The sequence below is a fragment of the Streptomyces sp. NPDC037100 genome, from assembly GCF_055606225.1.
In genome coordinates, this window is sequence record NZ_JBVJSX010000026.1 from 1 (window position 1) to 20,644 (window position 20,644).

Annotated in this window: 19 protein-coding genes; 10 read left to right on the forward strand and 9 right to left on the reverse strand. The window is 67.2% G+C overall.

Annotated elements, in window-relative coordinates; genetic code table 11:
• The first annotated feature begins 78 nt into the window (after positions 1-78).
• Together ACZ7EG_RS39620 and ACZ7EG_RS39625 are read left to right on the forward strand one after the other, a co-directional pair.
• Positions 79-450, forward strand: coding sequence for a helix-turn-helix domain-containing protein (locus tag ACZ7EG_RS39620; protein WP_471089774.1), 372 nt, complete (start codon positions 79-81; stop codon positions 448-450).
• Positions 451-452: 2 nt separating this feature from the next.
• Entirely contained in the window at positions 453-935 is a 483-nt protein-coding gene (locus ACZ7EG_RS39625; protein WP_471089777.1) for a transposase family protein, read from the forward strand.
• Between the two features lie 771 nt (positions 936-1,706).
• Here the strand turns inward: ACZ7EG_RS39625 and ACZ7EG_RS39630 are convergent.
• From ACZ7EG_RS39630 to ACZ7EG_RS39670, 9 genes are all read right to left on the reverse strand, one after another.
• The gene (locus ACZ7EG_RS39630) at positions 1,707-4,244 is read right to left on the reverse strand and encodes a NucA/NucB deoxyribonuclease domain-containing protein (protein ID WP_471089780.1); all 2,538 of its coding nucleotides are present in this window, start codon (positions 4,242-4,244) and stop codon (positions 1,707-1,709) included.
• Positions 4,210-4,416, reverse strand: coding sequence for a hypothetical protein (locus ACZ7EG_RS39635; protein ID WP_471089783.1), 207 nt, complete (start codon positions 4,414-4,416; stop codon positions 4,210-4,212). Before ACZ7EG_RS39635 ends, ACZ7EG_RS39630 begins: the two co-directional genes overlap by 35 nt.
• Positions 4,417-5,494: 1,078 nt before the next feature.
• Positions 5,495-7,957: a tyrosine-type recombinase/integrase gene (locus tag ACZ7EG_RS39640; RefSeq protein WP_471089785.1), complete on the reverse strand. Its 2,463-nt coding sequence runs from the start codon at positions 7,955-7,957 to the stop codon at positions 5,495-5,497.
• Entirely contained in the window at positions 7,950-9,149 is a 1,200-nt protein-coding gene (locus tag ACZ7EG_RS39645) for a tyrosine-type recombinase/integrase (protein WP_471089787.1), read from the reverse strand. The genes ACZ7EG_RS39640 and ACZ7EG_RS39645 overlap by 8 nt, the downstream gene beginning before the upstream one ends.
• A gap of 17 nt (positions 9,150-9,166) precedes the next feature.
• The gene (locus ACZ7EG_RS39650; protein ID WP_471089788.1) at positions 9,167-9,382 is read right to left on the reverse strand and encodes a hypothetical protein; all 216 of its coding nucleotides are present in this window, start codon (positions 9,380-9,382) and stop codon (positions 9,167-9,169) included.
• A gap of 21 nt (positions 9,383-9,403) precedes the next feature.
• Complete coding sequence (locus ACZ7EG_RS39655) at positions 9,404-10,102, reverse strand: hypothetical protein (protein ID WP_471089790.1); 699 nt, start codon at positions 10,100-10,102, stop codon at positions 9,404-9,406.
• An 18-nt stretch (positions 10,103-10,120) separates the two neighbouring features.
• Positions 10,121-10,606 carry a hypothetical protein gene (locus ACZ7EG_RS39660; protein WP_388244574.1) on the reverse strand — a complete coding sequence of 162 codons (486 nt, stop codon included), beginning with the start codon at positions 10,604-10,606 and terminating at the stop codon, positions 10,121-10,123.
• A complete protein-coding gene (locus ACZ7EG_RS39665; RefSeq protein WP_471089828.1) occupies positions 10,603-11,145 on the reverse strand; it encodes a DUF4913 domain-containing protein in 543 nt (180 codons plus the stop codon). The genes ACZ7EG_RS39660 and ACZ7EG_RS39665 overlap by 4 nt, the downstream gene beginning before the upstream one ends.
• A 251-nt stretch (positions 11,146-11,396) precedes the next feature.
• Positions 11,397-12,152, reverse strand: coding sequence for a DNA-methyltransferase (locus ACZ7EG_RS39670; protein ID WP_031109304.1), 756 nt, complete (start codon positions 12,150-12,152; stop codon positions 11,397-11,399).
• 514 nt (positions 12,153-12,666) lie between these two features.
• On the opposite strand from ACZ7EG_RS39670, the gene ACZ7EG_RS39675 reads away from it, so the two are divergent.
• The 8 genes from ACZ7EG_RS39675 (at position 12,667) to ACZ7EG_RS39710 (ending at position 20,635) form a co-directional block, all read left to right on the forward strand.
• Positions 12,667-13,797 carry a C40 family peptidase gene (locus ACZ7EG_RS39675; protein ID WP_471089794.1) on the forward strand — a complete coding sequence of 377 codons (1,131 nt, stop codon included), beginning with the start codon at positions 12,667-12,669 and terminating at the stop codon, positions 13,795-13,797.
• Between the two features lie 174 nt (positions 13,798-13,971).
• Positions 13,972-14,337, forward strand: coding sequence for an SH3 domain-containing protein (locus tag ACZ7EG_RS39680; protein WP_471089797.1), 366 nt, complete (start codon positions 13,972-13,974; stop codon positions 14,335-14,337).
• A 216-nt stretch (positions 14,338-14,553) separates the two neighbouring features.
• Positions 14,554-14,868 carry a DUF6112 family protein gene (locus ACZ7EG_RS39685; protein ID WP_011031268.1) on the forward strand — a complete coding sequence of 105 codons (315 nt, stop codon included), beginning with the start codon at positions 14,554-14,556 and terminating at the stop codon, positions 14,866-14,868.
• On the forward strand, positions 14,868-15,560 hold the full coding sequence (locus tag ACZ7EG_RS39690) for a hypothetical protein (protein WP_471089801.1): 693 nt from the start codon (positions 14,868-14,870) through the stop codon (positions 15,558-15,560). The genes ACZ7EG_RS39685 and ACZ7EG_RS39690 overlap by 1 nt, the downstream gene beginning before the upstream one ends.
• A gap of 36 nt (positions 15,561-15,596) precedes the next feature.
• A complete protein-coding gene (locus tag ACZ7EG_RS39695; RefSeq protein ID WP_471089804.1) occupies positions 15,597-16,976 on the forward strand; it encodes an SCO6881 family protein in 1,380 nt (459 codons plus the stop codon).
• An 81-nt stretch (positions 16,977-17,057) separates the two neighbouring features.
• Complete coding sequence (locus tag ACZ7EG_RS39700) at positions 17,058-18,530, forward strand: SCO6880 family protein (protein WP_471089807.1); 1,473 nt, start codon at positions 17,058-17,060, stop codon at positions 18,528-18,530.
• A gap of 100 nt (positions 18,531-18,630) precedes the next feature.
• A complete protein-coding gene (locus ACZ7EG_RS39705; RefSeq protein ID WP_471089810.1) occupies positions 18,631-19,092 on the forward strand; it encodes a DUF6238 family protein in 462 nt (153 codons plus the stop codon).
• Between the two features lie 28 nt (positions 19,093-19,120).
• The gene (locus ACZ7EG_RS39710) at positions 19,121-20,635 is read left to right on the forward strand and encodes a VirB4 family type IV secretion system protein (protein WP_471089813.1); all 1,515 of its coding nucleotides are present in this window, start codon (positions 19,121-19,123) and stop codon (positions 20,633-20,635) included.
• Positions 20,636-20,644 lie beyond the last annotated feature (9 nt).

Below are 20,644 nucleotides of genomic sequence, written 5' to 3' on the forward strand. Positions count from 1 at the left end.
CGTGAAGCGCAACGAGCGAGGCCCCCGGGCAGTTGATCGAGATGTCTGACGTCTCAACCACGCTGGTCAGGGGCCTCGTTGGCCATCTATCCTGCCGCACTCGACCTGCCACATGCGCTCGTGGAGTGGGTCACCATGCTCATCGTCACCCGTAAGGGTGACCGCCGCTGCAAGCTCCGTCCGTCCCAGCGCGCGATAGTGGCACTGGTGTACCTGCGCGAGCACACCACCCTGGCGAAGGTCGCTGCCGGGTTCGGGATCAGCGAGTCCGCCGCCCACGCCTACACCAGCGCGGTCATCGACCTCCTCGCCGACCGTGCACCGGGCCTGCTGAAGGTCCTACGCGAGCAGAATCCGGACTTCGTCCTCCTGGACGGCACGACGCCGAGTGCGACCGGGTCGGCGACGGACGGGCCGACTACTCCCACAAGCACCGCCGGCACGGGGTGAACGTGCAGGTAGTCACCGATCCGGACGGCCGGCTGCTGTGGCTCCCACGACCTGACCGCCGCCCGCACCCACCGGATCATCCGCATCTGCAAGCGCCAGGGCGTCCCCATCCGGCCGATCTCACCTACCAGGGCGGTGGCCCCTGGCTGGCCACGGGGATCAAACGCAGGCCCCTGCGGGAACTCACCTCTACCGAGAAGACCGTCAACCGGGCTCTGGCCGCGGCACGGGCACCGGTTGAGCGCGGCGTGGCCTGCCTGAAGTCCTGGCGGATCTTCCACAGGTCCCGCTGCAGCCCCAACCGCATGACGTCAATCGCCAAAGCCATTCTCACCCTGGAGCGGCCATCACTGAGAGGCTCAGTGATGGCCGAACGAGAAGTCCGTATCCGAGGCGATCAGCTGTACCGCCTGTTTCGTTCCGACAGGATGGGTTCGTCGGAAGCGCGGTGCTCGGCATGGACGGGCGCCCCGCATCCTCCGTAGGCTGGCGATCGCCTACGACGGGGGCGAGGTGAACGGCAATCCGCTGTACCGCTGGATGGTGTTGGCAGTACGCACTGCACACATACTGCCAAGCCGGGGTCTTTCAAGTGGATCTTCACGGCCTCGGCTCCGGTCAGAGCTGCCCGCATAGTCGCACAACTGCTTGGACAGCCTCGAGAGCGGTTGAAGACTTGGAGCAGCTCAGGACCGGGCGTTGGGCCTATAGCTCGTCTGAACAGAACTTTCAGTACTCATGATGGACCACGTCTGGACGGTTGCCCTAGGAGGGTACGTGCCCAAGGTAGTCGATATCACTGATGTTCGCCCGCGAGTTTCGTACCGAACCATTCAGGTCGGCCCCATCCTCTTCGAGGAAGCTCCAGCAGATGACGACGTTGTACAGATTCCGGGTCATGGTTTGACGCTGAGGTCTAGCGACAATGATTTCTACCCATTGGTCCGCCTGGAAGTTTGGGATGGCCCCGCATCAAAGCCCAATGCCTCTTGGGACTATGAGCGTGCTTTCTACGCCCCGCTGGCGGAGAGTTTCACAGTTGTCGACCTAGGTGGCGTTTCATACGGGACGGTTATGGTGCACCCTGGTCAATATCACATTCGGGTTATGTGTCGAGGCCGGGATCATCTCGAAGCGCCATTGGTGCTTGACCCGTTTCCTCCTCAAGGACCCCATGAGGATCCTCTGGAGATCTGGGTGATTCAGATGTGGCCTGCAAGTCGATCCAAAGCTGGATCAACTTGCAGGCCATCGAGCTAACCAGCCCCCTTGCCAGTAGACCTCAGGGTCCCACCGGTCGGGGTCATACTGAATGAGATGAATCGCGGCTTGTAGATTCCTGGATCGCGGTAATGATCAGCGCTGGATGATACTCGACTGTCCATGCTGTTCACGTTGTACGAGAGGGTGTAGGGACCCGCCCCACCGTTGAGCATGGAGCTGTGAACGTGTGCGTTGTAGCTGATGATGGTCCCTGCCGTTTTACCCGCGTAGCTTCCCCACGGCCCTGGTTCAGGCATGCGGAAGACGTCGGTCTCGAGCTGGAAAATGCCGTGAGGGGAGCAAGAGACAGCTGCTTTGATCTCCCCGCTAAAGGCTTCCCTGCTTGATTGACTTACCACCATGAATCCGCCGTACCAGGGCGTTACACTGTATTCGTTGGCTATGCCGGTGTAGACGTTGGCTGCCTGCTTTTCGCTTCTCATCCATCCGCCGGCGCCTGGGTTAAGATACTCCCATTTTCCTGTGAGATCAGTGCCTTTTACGCGTGCGACGCGCATTTTCTTGTTCGTTGGAGCGTCGTCTACCCCATAGATGTAGGTGTAGCCGTCGCCGCTGAGGCTTGAGGGCAAGAGCGCGGATCCCCAACCGATGCCAGGTGTTGATGGGACGGGATCGACGTACAGGGGCTCGTGCCCATGCGATGTGCCCAAGCTGTCAAGCGAGAATGTCGCAACGAAGTTTGCCTTGTGCCTGAAGTCCCAGGAGCCCGGACCGAACTTGTAATACTCCTGGAAGATCACCTGCAGGTAGGTCGTGCCGCCCTCTTTGTGTAGGTGACCGTCGCCAAGCCAGTACCAGTGCTTGTCTGCAGCAGGCTTCATGAGACCTTCCGGCCTCGTCTTGGGTCCACCTCGGAGCGTGGTGAGCTGATTGCCGTTTTGCACCACCATGGTGCTGTTGACGAATGGTGCGCTCGTTGGCCGGGTCCCGTCGTTATTGAGAGGCCCCAGAAAGGTGTCCGAGAAGAGCCAGAGAATCCGCCCGTCCGGAAGTTTCACAGAGTACGTGGAGTCTCCGCCGGTCCATCCATCAGGCGTTGTCTTCGCGTAGTCCAGAAAGGTCTTCTCCGGTGCGGCGTCGGTTTTGACACCGGAAACGACAGGTTGACGGAGGTCACAGGACCGGTTCGAGAGCGGGGATGAGACTCCTGCTGGCTCCTCGACGCCGGAATATTTGCTTCCATCCGCCGCCCGGACATCTACGTAGAAATCATCTCCATTGATGATCCGTTCAGCGAGGTAGAAATCGTTGAGCAGTCGCCCTGCTGCCTGATTATCGTCGCTGGGTAGCGGCTTCACGGAGAAGTGGCTTGTGCCGTCTTCACTTTGCACGTCCCCGGTCCAGGCCCCTTCCCGAGTGGAAGCCATTGGGTATTCGTCGCAGTCCCGTGTTTTTCCTCTGGAGTACGACTGACCGAAGTTCGTCTTGCAGGTCGCGATCGATTTGTCGCGGTTTTTGCCGTGCAGCACATCGTTTTCGCTGCCAGCCTCTCCCGCGAGTCGCTCGAGCGGCATCCCGCTCTGCACTGAGCCGGGCGTCTTCTTGTTATCTACGCTGGGCGGTCTGGTCAGGTTCGGCTTGAACTGTGCCGTCCATACGTGTTTCGCGGTCTCGGCAACGTCAGGTGTCGCCCGAAATCTCCAAGTAGATATGACTCCGTCGAAAACGCACCCATAGGAGGGAATCGCTACGGGCCATTTCATGTACGGAGCGGAGTCGCAGCGAAACCCGGTTATTCCGGGAGGTATGACAATCCCTGGAACCGGGTATTCTTGGGCCACCATCGATGTTATAGAGAATTCGAAGAGCGCCTTCTTCTCGCCGGTGAGAGACCCTTCGGGGGACGTGTACTCCCAGTCAACGTGACCAGCTGCCATCCACCCCGCAAGCGTATCGGTTCGTCCATTTCCCGGGGCGTCCTCGCACCGGGCACCTGTGCTGAAGGAAGTGCAGAGGCCGGTGAAGGACAGCTTGTCGGTGAGGCGTGGAGCGTTGAAGATCTTTGGTTGGTCCAGCTGCATCCAATACCGCGCCTTGCGAGCCCCGCGGTCATTTTTGTCCTGATGACCTTGGCCCATGATTCCTACGCGGAACTGGACGCTTCCGATTTCTACGCAACCGTTACCCGGCGGCGGCCCCTTGCACTTTTCGTACGAGGAGTAGCTGCCGATGAATGTGCTACACCACTGCCAGTGGCTCATGGTGAGAGATATCCTGCCGTCGTACGGTGCGTTATAGCAGTCCGTCATCGACGCAGAAGGGAAGTCTCCCGCAATCCGAGGTCCGAGCTCCTCGTCTTGCTGGATTTTCTCCACATACTTGTTCCTCTTTAGGAGTCGCGCTGGCGCCTCCTGCTGGGATCGCTTGGCGCGCTCCTTGAGGTTGTTCGGAGCTTCCGGCCACCTGATAGGACTTCCATCGAGGTTTGTGACGGTGAACTGGCCGGCGCTCTCCCCTTCTTCCTGTGCGTGAGCCTCAGGGGCCATCAGGGATAACAGGACGGAAAACATGATCATAGTCAGCCATGTCGATCTTCGGTTCTTGTGCGCTATTGATCTTCGCAAGCGGAATCCCTCCACACTTTTCAGGCAAGCCGAAGTGCGCCATTGGCAATTGCCGATACGGCGCGAGCTGATCTTCACACAAAAGTGCCGCACGGATGGAGGGGTTGATCGAATTCACGCAGACTTGCATGGCTCGGGTTTGCAAGATCGCAATGGAGGGGGCGCAGACTGCCCGCGCATCGAGATCAGGGGGTTGCAGCGTTCGCTACGGCGAGGTCACGGGCGTCGTCAAGGTCTGGCGGTGAGGGTGCACCGGTCGGCCTTCACCAGGATCGGTTAGCCAATGGGTTTCTCGATCGGCAACTGAAGCGGGCCGGGTGATCGACTCACCAGGCCGCACGTCAGGCGGGTGGTCCGATGGTGTTGAGCCGCACCCTTGAGGGCCGACTGACCAACCTCTGGGAAGGGACCGTCACATCCAGCCCGCGCTCCACCCGCGCACCGGGAATTGTCTCAATTGCAGCGCCCGCTGGGACTTGCGTCATCGGAGACTGGCAGTGCAGCGCATCAGCGGTCTATCGCCGGGGGTTAGCGACTGCCGCTTGGGCGACTCGACTCAAGACTCTCGAGGTAATCAATTCTCCTCCGCGCCTGTTCGGGCGTCTCGTCCTGAGTCCAGGCTTCGCGCTCCTGTGCGGTGCGAGGGTTGGCTGAGGGAGTGCGTCCCTGGCCGTCTGTCACCTCGAACCGACCCCCTTGCCCATCTCCGTCACCAGCGTCCTGGCTCGCAGTCGCCGAAAGGACCGACAGGCAAGCGATGACAACTCCGACAACGACGCTGGAGAGTACGGCTCTTCGGTGCATGGCCATCTCGGTCCACCCTGCAACTTGGGAGATGACAGTCTATCGACGCCAGGTATCCCATGGCGACGGTAAGTACCACAGCGTTCGAGACATCAGATGGGGGCAGTGCACTGCCAGTCAGGACGGTCCTGCCTGGCTCCTGACGCTCGTACACGCGCTTGAAGCCGCTGCGGCCAGTGCCGTCAGAAGCCTTCCATCCCACTACACCGATCGAACGCAAGACCGACCGCGGTGACCAGCTTTCACTGTATAGGCGCGTTGGGGCCTCCGGCCGCGACAGAGCGAGGTCGCGGCCGTGCCTGGTGCCGGTGCGCAGTCGGAAGGCGGCATCATCTCCGTGAAGCGTCGTCGGCGACAGCGACAGCCAAGCCCCAGGAACCGCGTCTCGTCGATCATGTCCAGGGCGAGCGTGGATGCGGAAGGCCGAGATCGACGGGGGGCCGTCGCCTGAGCCGTGCAGCGTCGGCCTGCTTGGTGCGGAGGAAGGTCAGGGTCAGGTCGATGCCCTCGATCTCTCCGAGCCACTGCTCTTCCTCGGCGCGCTTGCGCCGGAGGAGGAGGTCCTTCTCCAGGTCGGCGAGCCGGGGCAGCATCTTGGGGTTGACCTGGAGCATAGGACAGCGGATACATGCGTGCTCATGCTGACAAGGTGATCCATAGGGGCGAGCGCAGTTGCCGAGTTCGACCTTGCGCTTGTCGAAGTGCTCCTCGAACTCCTCCCACTCGCCAGGGGGGACGTCGACGTACTCCCCCTCGGGCCGGAGCGACCTACGGTGGTTGAGGAACTCCTGGTAGTGCCTGACGATGTCCTCGGCGAACACCGCGACGTAACCCTGAGTGGTCTGCAGATTCAGGTGTCCAAGCAGAGCGGCTCCAATGTGGACGGGCAGACCGCCGTTGACGATGTCGGTGGCGAAGAGCCTGCGGAAGTCGTGCGGAGTGAACTTGGCGAACGCCGGGTTGGTCTCGCCGATCTCCCCGCAGGTGCGGGTGAGCATGTTGAGGACGGTGCCGGCGGCCATGACGCCCCGGACGGTGCCGAGCTGGCGTTGCAGCAGGAACGGCATGGGCTCGGACCAGGTCTTCTCATGAGGGTCATAGCGGCTGACCAGCGGAATGGTCCGCGCCCTCCGGGTCTGGCGGCGGACGATCTGGGCGACGGCGTGAAAGAGCTCGGCGGACATGGGAATGACACGCTCGCGTTCGCTCTTGGACGGGGCGATCACCAGGAGCGCGATGGCCTCGCCGTTGGGCCGCTGGTATTGGCGGATGCTGAGGTGGGTTAGCTCGCACAGCTCCTCGATGCGAATGCCGCTGTGCCGCAGGATCTCGACCGCCGCCCACTCCCAGAAGGCCGCATCCTCGGCCATGGTCACGTGAATGGTCTCGCCGGTGCCGTGGTCGATGACCCGGACGGACGGGTCAGAGAAGATGGTGGCCCTGCGCCGGTCATCCCGTGAGTCGGTGCGGCTGTAGCTGCGTCCCTGGTGTACGAAGGGTGCGCCCAAGGGGACCGGCGTGGCGGCTTCGAGGAGGCTGGTCAGGTGTTCGTGGCGTGCCTCGACGTGCTGGACGAGTACGGCAAGCAGCGGCTGGCGGACTCGGGTTCTGTCGGCCATCCGCCGGTTGATCTCCCGGCGGCGTTTCCCGAAGCCCTTGAGATCGCGCGGCATGATCGGGCAGGGAGCGACCCACTGGGCCCAGCGCTCGGGTTCGGCGATTGCCCAGCTGTGCAGGTCGACGTAGAGACCGCGGACGGCCAGCAGGATACTGGCGGCACCCTTGCGTTGCTTGGTCCGGTCTCTCTGCTGGTACTGGAGCTCGGCTCGCCACTGATCGTAGACATCTGAACTGAGCGCGAGGGTCTGCTGGTTGGGGTTGATGCGCTCGATGGCCGCCCAGAACAGGCTGGCCAGATTGCGGGAGAGCCCCTCGATGGTGATGTAGTCGGTGTCCGCGCGGCGCCGGACGAGGTAGTCGATCAGGAGCTGGCGGACGCCGGCGTTCCTGATGCCGTAACGGTCGACGAGTTCCTCGACGGTGTACTGGCCGCTGTAGATGAACATCCGCAGCGTCGGGGCCGTCCCGGGCGGGAAGTGCCCCATTCGATGCAGGATCTCCCAGGCGCCCAGGGCCGCGAAGCGGGTGGTGTTGCTGACAGCGCCGGGAGTGAGGCCGAGCTGTTTGTTCTCCAGCGAGTAGTGCAGCAGAGCGGACGGCGTCAGGTGTTCCATTGCGATGCCCTGCGTGGTGAGCGCGCAGGTGAGGTCGAACTTCGCCCGTTGGCGGTGGACCAGGTGCAGGTGCGGCTGGGCGTCGACTGTCTTGAAGAACTCGTCCAGCTGCGGGTCCTTCTGAATGATTCGGAATGGCTCGGCGTAGTCGGTGAACTTGTTGGCCCTGAACCCCGGCACGGATGGCTGGATGATCCGCAGGGAGAATGCCATCTTGAGCGCCGAGGTCAGGCAGCTGCTGTGGTACCGGACCTCTGGGCGCCCCAGGGTGGTGACCGACGGAGCGTTCACGTCGTTGAAGCCGCTGGTCTCCCACCTCTCCTGCCACGTGTTCCCCGGCAGGTTCTCCAGATGGTGGAAGAGCATCCGGATGCCGGCCCTGCGCTGCTCGGCTGACGATCCGCTCTGGCCCGGCAGGATGTCCCTGGACACGTCGCACAGCTCGACGACCTTCGCCTTCGAGAGGTCCCCGAACGGGGCCGGCGGGTTCTCCGGCCGTGGGGCTGGTGCCGCTTTGATGGCGGCGCTGGTGAACCGGGTCGGCTCGGGGCCGGGGTCCTCGCGGAAGGTCTGCCGACGGTTACGGGCCGTGTAGGTGTCGACCGGGGTGCGGCTAACCACCGAACACCGCCTTGACGTCGTCGGGGTCGTATCCCGGTGCGAAGCTCGGCTCGACGCGGGGCCGGTTGTAGTGCTGCTGCAGGGCGTCGAAGAGGTCCTCGACGCGGGCGTTGAGGTAGCGGCCGGTGGTCGCCAGGTCGGCGTGCCGCATGATCGCCCGCACTTGAGCGAGGGTGAGGTTGGGGTCGTTGGCCATCCGGTTCGCGGCGGTGTGCCGCAGGTCGTGCAGGCTCCAGTTCGTCTGGAGTTTCTCGTTTGCCCGCTGCAAAACGCGCCGCATCGCCCAGTAGCTCAGCGGCTTGTCGGCGCCGCGCAGAGTGCGGAAAACCGGCTCGTGGGCCGGCGGCAGACCCGCTTGGTCGAGGTAAGCGGCCAGGATGACCAGGGACTGCGGGCTGACCGGGACCGGTTCGCGGTCGTCGGTGCCCTTGGTCACCACGTAGATTTGCTGGCCGGGCCAGTCGATGTCGCCAGGAGTGACGCCCAGGAGTTCGCTGGCCCGCGAGCCGCTGGAGACATAGAGCAAGATCGCCGCCCGGTCCCGGTTGTGTGTCATCGCTGCGAAGAGCTCCTCCCACAGCGCGTCCGGAATCGCGCGCGGGTCGGTCTGCCTGACGCGCTGCCGCAGACGGGCCCGCCGGAACACTGGCATGTTGGCGTCGGGGATACGATGCGCCAGAACCTGGCGTTGCGCCCGTGATTCCGGCACTGGATTCACCAGCGGGCCCCGGTTGTGGTGCCGGTGGAAGGCGTAGAAGCTGCTGACCACGGTGAGGTTGTGGTTGATCGTGGTGGGCGCGTAGCCAGCCTTGAGGTAGCGCTTGCCGGTCCGCAGGTTCACCGAGCCGGGCGGCGGAGCGCCGGGGTTCTTCCGGCCGCGCTGCGGGTTCTCAGTGACACGGAGCCAGCCCACCAGCGCGGAGGCTTCGGCCTCGGTGGCCCGCTCCCAGGCCACCCCGAGGAACCACAGCAGCCTGTGCCAACGCAGCAGGTCGTACGCGTAGCTTCGGCTGGTCAGGGGCCGGTTGTCATCGAGTGCGAGCTCGCGCAGGTACGACGCGACGGGTTCGACGATGACGCCGGAGGCATCGAGCACGGCGTATTGGGGATGTACGGTCTCCAGCTCGACGACAGAACCGACGCGGGGCACGCTGGCCCGCCCCTCGATCAGCTCACGATGTAGATCCTGCAACTCTGGCTCCCTGGTGTTCAGTTCCTCTCGCTCAACGAGCCAGAGAGGGTGCAGTTAACGTAGAAGCTGTGCGGACCGTCGTGATGTTCGGCGAGGGGGACGAGCATGTCCTCGTGGACGCCGACCTTGCGGTAGAAGTCGAAGTACCTCTCCTCGTCGGCATCGAGGTCGTCCAGATCGAAGTCGACTTGGGGGATGGACTTCCGGACCGGCGCCGGTTCGGTGGGAGACAACAAGGGGCCTTTCGGTGGAGTTCAGCGCCGCTGCGCCGGAGTTGACGGCGATGTGCCGGGGCAAGCTGGGACCTTCGGCGTCTGCGTCGTGGGGGCCCGGCGGGCGGCGAAAAGCGCGGCTCGTCCGGCGTCGGCGGGCGCGACCGGCTGGCCGGCGTGTACGGGGTGGCCGGTGTCCGGGGCGACCAGGCCGGCGTCCTCCAGCCGCCGGAGCTTGGTGTGGGGGATGCGGGTGCCGGAGGCGGCTGTGACGGACATCCGGCCGGTCAGCAGGTGTTCGTAGAGCTTGGCGCCGCCGGCGATGGCGAGCAGCGCCGCTTGGTCGTCAGTCGAGAGCTGCTGCGCGTCGGGCGCGACGGACGCTGCTGCGACTTCGATGGGTTCCAGGGCGGCGAGCACATCCCGGGCAGCGGTGTCCCGCGCGTCGGCAGCCTCTTCCAACTGGTCCACGGTGCGGTCGATACGCGTGAACAAAGCGCCGTCGACGTCGAACTCGCGGTTGGACAGGCGGTTGAGGAGGCGCAGGTGGAAGATGACGCCGGTCTGGGGCTTGGCCAGCTTCCGGTGCCGGTCCACCAGTTGGGCGTGCTGCTCGTCGAGGACGCCGCGGTCGCGGTAGGCCCACATGGTGTCGATGTCGTGCCCTGTGGCGGCTTCGAGGCGATGGTCGAGCGGGGAGACCGCACGCCGGGAGGGTGTCGGCGCGGGTTCAGGGGGCATAGGCGACGCTCCGTGCGTTCAGCGGGTGGGATGGTGCGCGGGTTTCGGTGCGGGACGGGGTAGACCCGGTGGCGCAGTGGGCGGCGGACCGGGCCGGGGCACGGGCGCGCGGGCGGCCAGTTGCGGGGAACGGGAGCGTGCCGCGTGGGTGCGGGCGCTCAGCGGCCGGCGAGTCATGCCCAGACGGCGGCCGACCTCGTCGTAGACGTCGTTGCCCGCGCGGGGCCGGATCGCGACGACGTGGATCTCCTTGTGGTGGGCGGACTCCGCAGGCGCCGGCCGGACGGCGTAGACGACGCGCCAGTCCTTGCGGGAGTCCACGAACAGCTTTCGACAGCCCTCCAGGTCACCGTCGAGGCGCAGCCCGAAGCGCTGCGCGTTCACGACTTCCTGCAGGTAGGCAAGGGTGAGGTCACGTATGTCGCTGGGGGCTTGGAGGAGATCGGTCAGCGCGCGCGGATCGAAGCTCAGTCCGAAGGCGGGCTGTCCCTGCCCCGCGGTCATGACGCCGGCTCGTCCTGGTCAGCGGCTTCCGCCGTGGCCGCCGTCTCCGTCCGTACGGACGGCGGCGGACCGGGCAGGAGACGGTGCGCGGGCCGGTCGGGAGAGGTCATGCAGGCCGAGAGCGGGCCGCCCGGTGCGCGGATCGCCGCGACGGCGTGGGTGAGGAAGTCCCGGTGCCACACGAACAGGCCGGAGAGCCCGGCTTCGGGGTCCTTGTGCTGCTGGTAGGCGAGCCACAAGGCATGGAGCCAGGCCACGACGTCGTCGTGCTCCTGCCACTGCAGGCACCAGGGCGCCGCGGTGGTGACCTCGGCCCCGTAGACCGGGAGGAAGAAGTCGTCGACCCAGTCGGACAGGGCGTCGAGTTCGTCCTCGCGTTCCTCTCCGTCCAGTTCCAGGATCGGGCGGGGCTCCGGTGGAGCGGCGGCCGGCGGGCCGTCGAGTCCCGGCATGCCGAACGCGGCGAACGGTGATCCACTCGGCGACGGGGCGGACGCGAGGTGGTCGAGCTGCTGAGCCTGTTGCGCCGACTGCTCCATGAGCCGCCGCACGCTCGCCTCGATTCCCTCCAGCTGCGGATCCGGAATACGAATCGGCTCCATCCCTCCATCGTCGGCAGGTTTTGCGGATTCGGGCATTGAGAAGTTCGGCCTCCTACGAGACGCGGAATGAGGGAAGTGCGGGGGCGCACTCGCGCGGCGCCGTCAGCGGATTGCACGTTCCTCCGGCGGTATTCCGCCGACGGCTGCGCGTGGGAGCTGGTCGCCTTGGCGACGGGCAGGGACGCAGCTCAGGCTGTGAGAACCAGGTCGTCCTGCGTGAGGGTTGCGCGGATCGTCTCGGTGAGCCGGTCGGCCGCGATCGACGCGTAGTGCTCGGTCTTCTCCACGCCGATGAAGTCCCGGCCTTCCAGCAGGGCGGCCACGCCCGTGGAGCCGGAGCCGGCGCAGAAGTCGAGGACTGTGCCGCCCTCGGGGCTGATCTTGACCAGCTCGCGCATCACCTCGACCGGCTTCTGCGTGATGTGCTGGCGCTTCGCGCCAGAGGGCTGCGAAGCCGAGTACATGCCAGGCAGATAGACGGGGTTCCGGGAGCCGTCGATCGGCCCCTTGCTGGCCCAGACGATGAACTCGCAGTTCTGGGTGAACCGGCCCTTCTGGGGCCTGGCCTGCGGCTTGTGCCAGGCCAGGACACCGCGCCACAGCCATCCGGCCGCCTGGATCGCGTCCGTCGTCGTCGGGAGCTGGCGCCAGTCGGTGAACAGCAGGGCCGTCCCGCCGGTCTTGGTGAGGCGGTGAGCCTCGGTCATGATCTGCGTCAGCCAGAACGAGTAGGACCTCTGGTCCATGTTCTCGCCGGTGAAGTCGGCGAGGTCGTTCTTGGCGTCGGCGGAGGTGTACTTCTGCTTCGCGGAGCGTGTGGTGCGCTCCTTCGCGGTCCGCCCTCCGCTGTTGTACGGCGGGTCGGTGATGACGGAGTCGACGCAGCCGTCCGGAAGGCCGGAGAGAACGGCCAGAGCGTCGCCCTGGTGAAGGGAAAAAGGCAAAGGGGAACCCCGATTCGGGTGCGGAAAGGCGGAGGGAAATAGTCGCCTCGCGCAGGAGTCCTCGCGGGCCGGAAGTGGGCATGCAGAAGCCCAGGGCCGCAGACCGAGGAGGGCGAGGGGGAGTCCAAAAACTGTAGAGGCGAAACCGCCGACGCCCAAGAAGTGCCCTGTCGAGGTATCGGTTTCCGGCACCTCACGCCGACTTTTTGGTCAACCGCCGATCCGCGCCTACTGTTTTTGAACCGCCCGGCGCACACCGCCGCTGGCCACTCCCCTGCCACACCTCACGGAGGTACCCCTTGCCCCGGCACACCTAGCTCACGGCCCGGCCACGCGGAGCGAGCGGCAACTCGCCCCGCACCGGCCCGTCCCGATCGCCCACCCCGGCTGCCGCGCCCTTCCGAGACGCCTCGCGCACGCGGTACGCCGGACACCGCACCCCCAAGGACACGCTCATGATGTCTCGCTACCCACCCATGCCCGAAACCGCTGACCGGCGAGCGGTCCACTCGGATTGAAGGGGCTCGCCGCCGGCATCGGCGTCGTCTTCCTGTCCCCGATCCTGATCGCCGGCACCGGCATGATGCTGGCCTCCTCGGCCGACGCCGTGCAGAGCAGCGGCTCCTTCAGCAGCTGCCTGAGCGACATCGACAGCGACAAGGTCGCCGAACAGGTCACCAAGATCCTCGACGGCGCCTCCGGCAAGGACGTGCACGTCGAGGGCCTGGACCTGCCCGCCGAGCAGGTCCCCAACGCCCAGACGATCGTGGCCGCCGGCCTCTCCCTCGACGTCCCCAAGAAGGGACAGATCATCGCGCTCGCCACGGCGATGCAGGAGAGCCGACTGCGCAACCTCGCCTACGGCGACCGCGACTCCCTCGGCCTCTTCCAGCAGCGCCCTTCCCAGGGCTGGGGCAGTGCCGAGCAGATCCGCGACCCCACCTACGCGAGCGAGCAGTTCTACAAGCACTTGCTCAAAGTGAGCGGGTGGCAGCAGATGACCGTCACCCAGGCCGCCCAAGCCGTGCAGAAGTCCGGCCTGCCAGACGCGTACGCGCAGTGGGAAGAGCTCACCACCGCGCTGCAGGCCGCCATCGCCAAGACCTTCCCCGGCGGCGGTGACGCGGACGGCCAGGACACAGACCAGGACAAGAAGCCGTCGACCAGTACGACCGGCTGCGCGCCGGGCCAGGACGGTTCCGGCTTCGGCCGCATCCCCGAGGGGAGCGTCCCGAAGGGCTACTCGATCCCCAAGGACGCCCATCCGAGGGCCCGTAAGGCCATCACGTGGGCGATGCAGCAGCTCGGCACCCTCTACCAGTGGGGCGGCTCCTGCACGAACTCGCACGGCCCCGACCCCATGGGCCGCTGCGACTGCTCCAGCCTGATGCAGCAGGCGTACGCGCATGCCGGCGTCACGCTCACCCGCACTACGTACACGCAGGTCAACGAGGGCAAGGCGGTCTCGCCCTCCCAACTTGAGCCCGGGGACCTGATCTTCAGCCGGGGCACCGCCGCACGGCCCGAGCATGTCGGCATGTACATGGGCGAGGGCCTCGTGATCGAGGCGCCGCGCACCACCAAGCCGGTCCGGATCACCCCGATCAAGGACTGGACGATCCTCGCCGCCCGCCGCGTCATCTGATCCCGGTCAGCCCGCAGGCCCGCGAGCCGCCGTCACCAGGACCTCACCGGCGGTCTGCCCGATAGCTGGGCTCGGTGGCCGACTCCCCATCACTCTCGACCGCTTCGCCGACGGCCGCCCAGCAGGACGAGCCGACGGCCCACTCCCCATCCCCCAACACCCCGGAGCATCCACGTGACAATCCACTCCCGCGTCCGGCGCGCCCTCGCGGCCAGCTCGATCGGCCTCGCAGTGGCGGCCGGCGGCCTAGCCAGCGCCTCCACAGCCCAGGCGTACGACACCGGCCACACGACGATCTCGTGCAAGGCAGTCAAGGTCCGCAAGGACCCTTCGAAGAAGTCCACCGTCGTGGGCATCGCCTACCGGCACGACAAGGTCACCTATATCCAGTTCGCGTACAAGCGCGCAGAGAAGACCTGGTACACCCACGGCACGGTGACCCGGAAGTCCGACGGCAAGAAGATCCGCGGATACATGATCTACGACTGCGCCAACCCGTACGAGTCGAACCCGGCGCCGAAGCCGTCGATTCCGAAGTAGAACGCCCCGGCAGCCCTCCCTGGCCCCGAGCCGAAAAAGCGGCTTCGAAGCCGCGCCCCGGCCCGAGGAGTGGACTCTGCCCCGCCTCTGCCCGACGCCGGTCCGGGCGGGGCGCCGCCGCGGCCACTTCCGCGCTCCGAGCGCACCCCCCTCCGTTTTCCCCCTTTCCCGCCGGCTCTCGCCTGGCCCGCGTATGCAAGGAGCCCTGCCACACCTATGTCCGTCCCTCTCGCAGACCGCGTCATCCAGCTCGCCTACGACCCAGGAATCTCACCCAAAGGCGGCGGACTGCCCGGGCTGAGTGTGCTGAAGAACGTCGTCAACAGCATCAACATGTTCGGGATCATCGCCGTCGTCGGCGCCCTCGCCGTCTCGCTCGGCGTATGGGCCTGGGGTCACCACACCGGTGGTCACCAGGCCGAAGCCAACGGTAAGAAGGGCGCGGTCGTGGCCGCCGGCGCTGCCCTCGGGTTGGGTGCCGCGAACGGAATCGTGGCCTTCTTCTCCGGCCTGGGGTCGCAGGTCCACTGATGCGGAAACGATCCCCCTCCTTTTCGCTGTCCTCGTACGGCTCGGGCTGGTCGGCCAACCGGTGCATCGCGATCGTCACCTGCGTAGTCGCCGTCCTGCTCGCCATCGCCGGGATCGTCGCCCTGCTGACCGGCGGTGGGAACAGCCACCAGGCCCCGGACGAGGCCCGGCCTGCCCCGACTGACAGCCCGTCCTCCTCCGAGGCCGCCCCGAAGCCTTCCTCCGGATCCGGTTCGGTGCCCAAGCCTCCGCAGATCGCCGAGCCGGTCGCCTACGCCAAGGCTGCGGCCCGAATGCTGTGGTCCTACGACACCCGCGACACCAGCCGCGACCAGCAGCTCGCCGGCATGCGCGCCTGGATGACCACGGAGACCAAGTACGCCGACTGGGCCTCGGTCTCCGGCCAGGTTCCCGATCCAGTGCTGTGGTCGCGGATGGCCGACCAGGACCAGCACGCCACCGTCAGCGTCACCGAGGGCCACTACCCGTCCGCCTTCAAGGCGGCCCTGGCCGACGACCCGTCCGCGATCACCGAGGCGTACATCTACGTCGTCACCGTCAACGGCAAACAGACGCTCAGCTGGAAGAAGGGCGGCGGAGGGGCCGAGGAACGGGCCGTGACCCTCGCCGTCCAGTGCCGCCCGAACCACGACTGCACCCTGGCCGCCATCGCACCGAGCGTCACGCAGTGACCCGCGCCTGACACAAGAATGGAGGAGTAACTCCCCGTGGGTTTCTGCGATTTGCCCCTGGCAGACAAGCTGTGCGCCGTCGGTGACGCGGTCGACTTCGCCTCGGACCCCGCCAAGGCCATGGGCGACTGGATGGCGAAGTCCGCCGGTGAACTGGCAGCCGCCGCAGCCGACCTGGCGGCCGAGGCAGTCAACACCACCACCAAGGTTGACCTGAACGCCGGGTGGTTCCGGGACAACTACGAAATGTTGCTGCCGCTGGGTCTGGTTCTGCTGGTCGCGACGTTCTGCGCGCAGCTGGTCCGAGCCGCCGTCAGGCGCGACGGACAAGCCCTGACACAAGCGTTCACCGGCACCATGTCGGGCGTTCTGTTCTCCTTCTGCGCCATCGCCCTGACTACGGTCGCCGTCGAAGTGGTCGACGCCCTGTCCGCCGGCCTGTTCAAGACAGCGAACCTGAACATCGAGTCGGCTGTGCGCCGCATCGTGAAGGTCGGCCAAATCCCGGGCCTGTCCGCACTGGGCTGGCTCGTGGCGGCAGTCGCCGGTCTCGGCGCAGCCATTGGCGCGTTCCTCTACTGGTGCGTGATGATGGTCCGCAAGGTCGGCATCCTCGTCATGGTCACCCTGGCCGTCTTCGCCTCCGCCGGCGGTGGCTGGGAGGTCGCGCGCCGCTGGCGCAGGGGCTGGATCGAAGCCACCGCCACCCTCGTCGTCTCCAAGCTGCTAATGACCGTGATCTTCGTGCTCGGTATCGCCGCCATGGGCAAGACCGAGGCCGGCGATGGCATCGCCGCTCTGGCCGACGTTATGTCCGGCATCGTGATCATGATTCTGGTGTTGCTGTGCCCGTACGCCGTCTTCAAGTTCGTGCACTGGGCAGCCGACGGCGCCGACGGCGAGTCCATCCACCGGGCCGGTGGCGCTGGGGCCAAGATGGCCAAGGCTCACGCCGAGAAGGCCGCCCGTAAGACCGCCGCCGCTGCGGCTACCGCCGGAACCGGTGGCGCTGCCGCCGGAGCAGGCGCCGCAGCGCTGGGCAGTGAGGCTGCTGCTGGAGGCGGTTTCCCTGGCGACATCGCCGCCAACCCGACCGGCGGAGGCGGCGAGGGCAAGGAGGGATCGCAGAGCGGCGGAACGGGGGCCTCGCCCGGCGGCGACGCGGTCAAGTCCGGATTGGAGAAGGCCGTCCATCCCGCGCCGACGAGCGTGTCCGACGACACAAGCGGCCAGGTGGGCGGCAGCCCGGGGCCTGGCGGATCCGGTGCGAGTGCCGCGTCTGGGCAGAGCGGCGGATGGCAGTCCACTCCGCCGACCACAACCCCTCCGCCGCAGGGGGCACCGCCGTCCTCCGGTACGCAGAACGCCCCGTCCAGCGGGGCGAGCGGGCCCCCGCCGCCTCCGACCGGCCTCTGATTCCCTGACCGACTCCCGGGGGCGGGATGTGCACGCGCCCTCCCGCCCCCGGGTTCCACCCGCGCCTCCAGGACCCGCCCCTTGACTGATCTTTCCGTCGCCCCGGTCACGGTGAAGTTCCCGCACCGGAGCCGCCGCGGCATCCTCCTCGGCCTCTCCCTGCCTCAACTCGTACTCGTCTCCTGCATGCTGGCCCTGCTGCTGATGACGGTGATCTCCACCGGGCTTCTCGGCGCCGTCGCCCTGGCACCGCTGTGGGCGGCATCCGGGGCACTCGTCGCGATCCGTCGGCACGGCCGCTCCCTGATCGACTGGGCGCCGATCGTCACCCGGTATGCGCACCGTCGCCGCACCGGCCAGACCCTCTGGCTCGCTCGGCCCGTCACCCGGCCCCGGCAGGACGGCGTCCTCCATCTGCCCGGCACCGCCGCATCCCTCAAGGTGGTCACCCCCGGCGACTCCGCCAACGGCGCCGCAGCCGTCCACGACCCGCACCAGCAAACCCTGACCGCCATCGCCCGCGTCACCAGCCGCGCCTTCGCCCTCCTCGACCCCGCCACCCAGAACCACAACGTGAACAGCTGGGGACGCGCCCTCGCGGGCATCGCCCGCACCGGGCACATCGCCACCGTGCAGGTGCTGGAACGCACCGTCCCCGACTCGGGCGACACTCTCACCCGCCACTGGACCCACAACGGGCAGCCCCAGACCCCCATCGCCGGACAGATCTACTCCGAGCTGGTCTCCTCTGCCGGCCCCGCCGCCGCCCCGCACGAGACCTACCTCGCCATCTCCCTCGACCTCAAGGCCGCCCGGCGCCTGATCAACCAGGCCGGCGGAGGGCTGCCCGGGGCGTTCACCGTCATGGAGCAGACCACCGCGTCCATCGCGCAGGCCGCCCGCAACGCAGGTCTCCAGGTCACCGGCTGGCTGAGCGCACGGGAAATCGCCGCCGTCATTCGCACCGCCTACGACCCGAAGGCCCTCGCCGCGCTCCAGCAGTGGTCCGAGACCGGCCGCGCAGAAGCCGCCCCAGCAGCCGCCGGGCCCGTCGTCCAGTTCGAGGAGTACGACCGCCTCGCCACCGACAGCGCACGGCACGCGACGTACTGGGTGGAGAACTGGCCGAGGACCGAGATGGGGGCCGGGTTCCTGCACGGGCTGATGTTCACGGCCGGCGTGCGCCGCAGCCTCTCCCTTATATACGTGCCGCAGGGGCTCGAGTCCGCACTGCGGGACGTCCAGCGCAAGAAGGCCGCGATCATCGCCGACGCCAACGAGCGCGCACGCCGCGGACAGGTCGATTCCGAAGAGGACTCCGTCGAGTACGCCGACGTCAAAACCCGCGAACGCCAGCTCATCGCCGGGCACGCGGACGTCGCACTGACCGGCCTGGTCACCGTCACCGCCGAGACCGACGCCCTCCTGGACGCCGCCTGCGCACAGATCGAGACCCACGCCGTCACCTCCGGCGTCGACCTCCGACGGCTCAACTACCAGCAGCCCGACGCCTTCGCCCTCACCGCGCTCCCGCTCGCCCGCACCGCCCTGTGAACCAGCCGCGCCCGGGCGCACCCTGACCCACCGCACTCCGGATCACCCGCGACGGGACGCCCCTCACTGCCCTGCCTACCGGCAGGAAGGACCACCACCTTTGACCTCTCCTACGCGCCCCGACGACGCGCACCCCTACCTCCGCGCCGCGAGCGCCGGCATCCGCCACCACGCACGGACCCTAGCGCCGTCGGACGCGGACCCACCCAAGCCCGGAGATCGGCTGCACCTTGACGTGCTGCACGCCCACCTCACCGCTCTGCTCCAGCTTCTGGACCGGCTCGCCGACAACACCCGGCCCCCTCACCCGGCCGCCGGACGTCACCTGGCCACCGCCCACACCAGGCTCTGGCAGGCCACCACCGAAGTCCACGCCGCCTTCCACCTGCTGCCCGGCACCCCCCAGGCCAACGCCGAGACAAGCGCCTGCTATCCAGAGCGGCTCCCCGAGGGCCCGCCCGTGCTGACGATCTGCCAACGCCACCTCGCCGCCGGACACGTAGTCCGCCGCAAAACCACCCCCACCGACCTCCGCCCGCGCACCACGGCCTGCGTGCGATGAGCACCACTCGCAGAATCGAGGGCCCCCGATGAGCCACCGGCCCGCCCGTCGCGCCCGCCGCGCCTCCGCCAGCCCGCTGTTCACCCCCCACGGCACCGACCGCGCCAGCCGCAAGGCCGCCCGCCGCCAGCTCGCCGAGGCCACCGCCAAAGCCCGCGCCGAAGCCAGCGCCCACCAGAGCGAAAGCACGCCCGCCGAGCACCAGATGCCCGCCCCGCTCTACCCACCGAACGGACGCCCCGGGCCCGCCTCCTCTCGCGGAAACCGGCTGAAGCTGCCCGCCCATCGCATGACCACAGCGGTCGCGGCCGGCGCCTATCCCTTCCTCGCCGAAGGCGGACTCGGCGCCGAGGGCATCTACATCGGCCGCGACGTCCACGCCGAAGCATCATTCGTCTTCGACCCGTTCGCTCTGTACGGCAAAGTCGAGGGATTCACCAACCCCAACCTTTTGCTCGCCGGCGTGATCGGCCAGGGCAAGAGCGCCCTCGCCAAGTCCTTCGCGCTGCGATCGGTCGCCTTCGGATACCGCGTCTACGTACCGTGCGACCCGAAGGGCGAGTGGACTCCGGTGGCAGAAGCCCTCGGCGGCCGGTCCGTCGCCCTCGGCCCCGGACTGCCGGGTCGCCTGAACCCCTTGGACGCGGCCCCGCGCCCGGAGAGCGTGTCCGAGGCCGACTGGGTCGGCGAAATCCGCAAACGACGCCTGCTCCTGCTCGGCTCCCTTGCCCGCACCATCCTGGGCCGGGACCTGATGCCCATGGAGCACACCGCCCTGGACGTCGCCCTCGACGCCGTCGTCACCCGCGCCGCCGACACGCACCGCACCCCGCTCCTCGGCGACGTCGCCGCCACCCTCAACGACCCCCACGCGCTCGACGAGGCCGCCGGGATGGTGTCGGGCCAACTCGGCGACGCAGCGCGAGACCTGGCCCACGCCATGCGGCGCCTGGTCCACGGCGACCTGGCCGGCATGTTCGACGCCCCCTCCACCGTCGCCTTCGATCCGAACGCGTCGATGCTCACCATCGACCTGTCCCGCCTCGGCGGCTCCGGGGACGACACCGCCCTCGTCCTGGCAATGACCTGCGCGAGCGCCTGGATGGAATCCGCCCTCTCCGATCCCAGCGGCGGCCGGCGCTGGATCGTGTACGACGAGGCATGGCGCCTGATGCGGCATGTCGGCCTGCTCCAGCGGATGCAGGCCCAGTGGAAGCTCAGCCGCGGCCTCGGCATCGCCAACCTCATGGTGATCCACCGGCTGTCCGACCTGCTCACCGCCGGTGACGCCGGATCACAAGGCCGGGCCCTGGCCGAGGGACTCCTCGCCGACTGCAGCACCCGGATCATCTACCGCCAGGAGACCGACCAGCTCCACGCCGCGGCCTCCCTGCTCGGCCTGACCTCCGTCGAGATGGACGCCATCGCGCACCTCAACCGAGGGCGCGGCCTGTGGAAAGTCGCAGGTCGGAGCTTCATTGTTCAGCACCTCCTGCACAGCCACGAACTGGCGCTCTTCGACACCGACGCCCGTATGCACTGAGGACCAAGA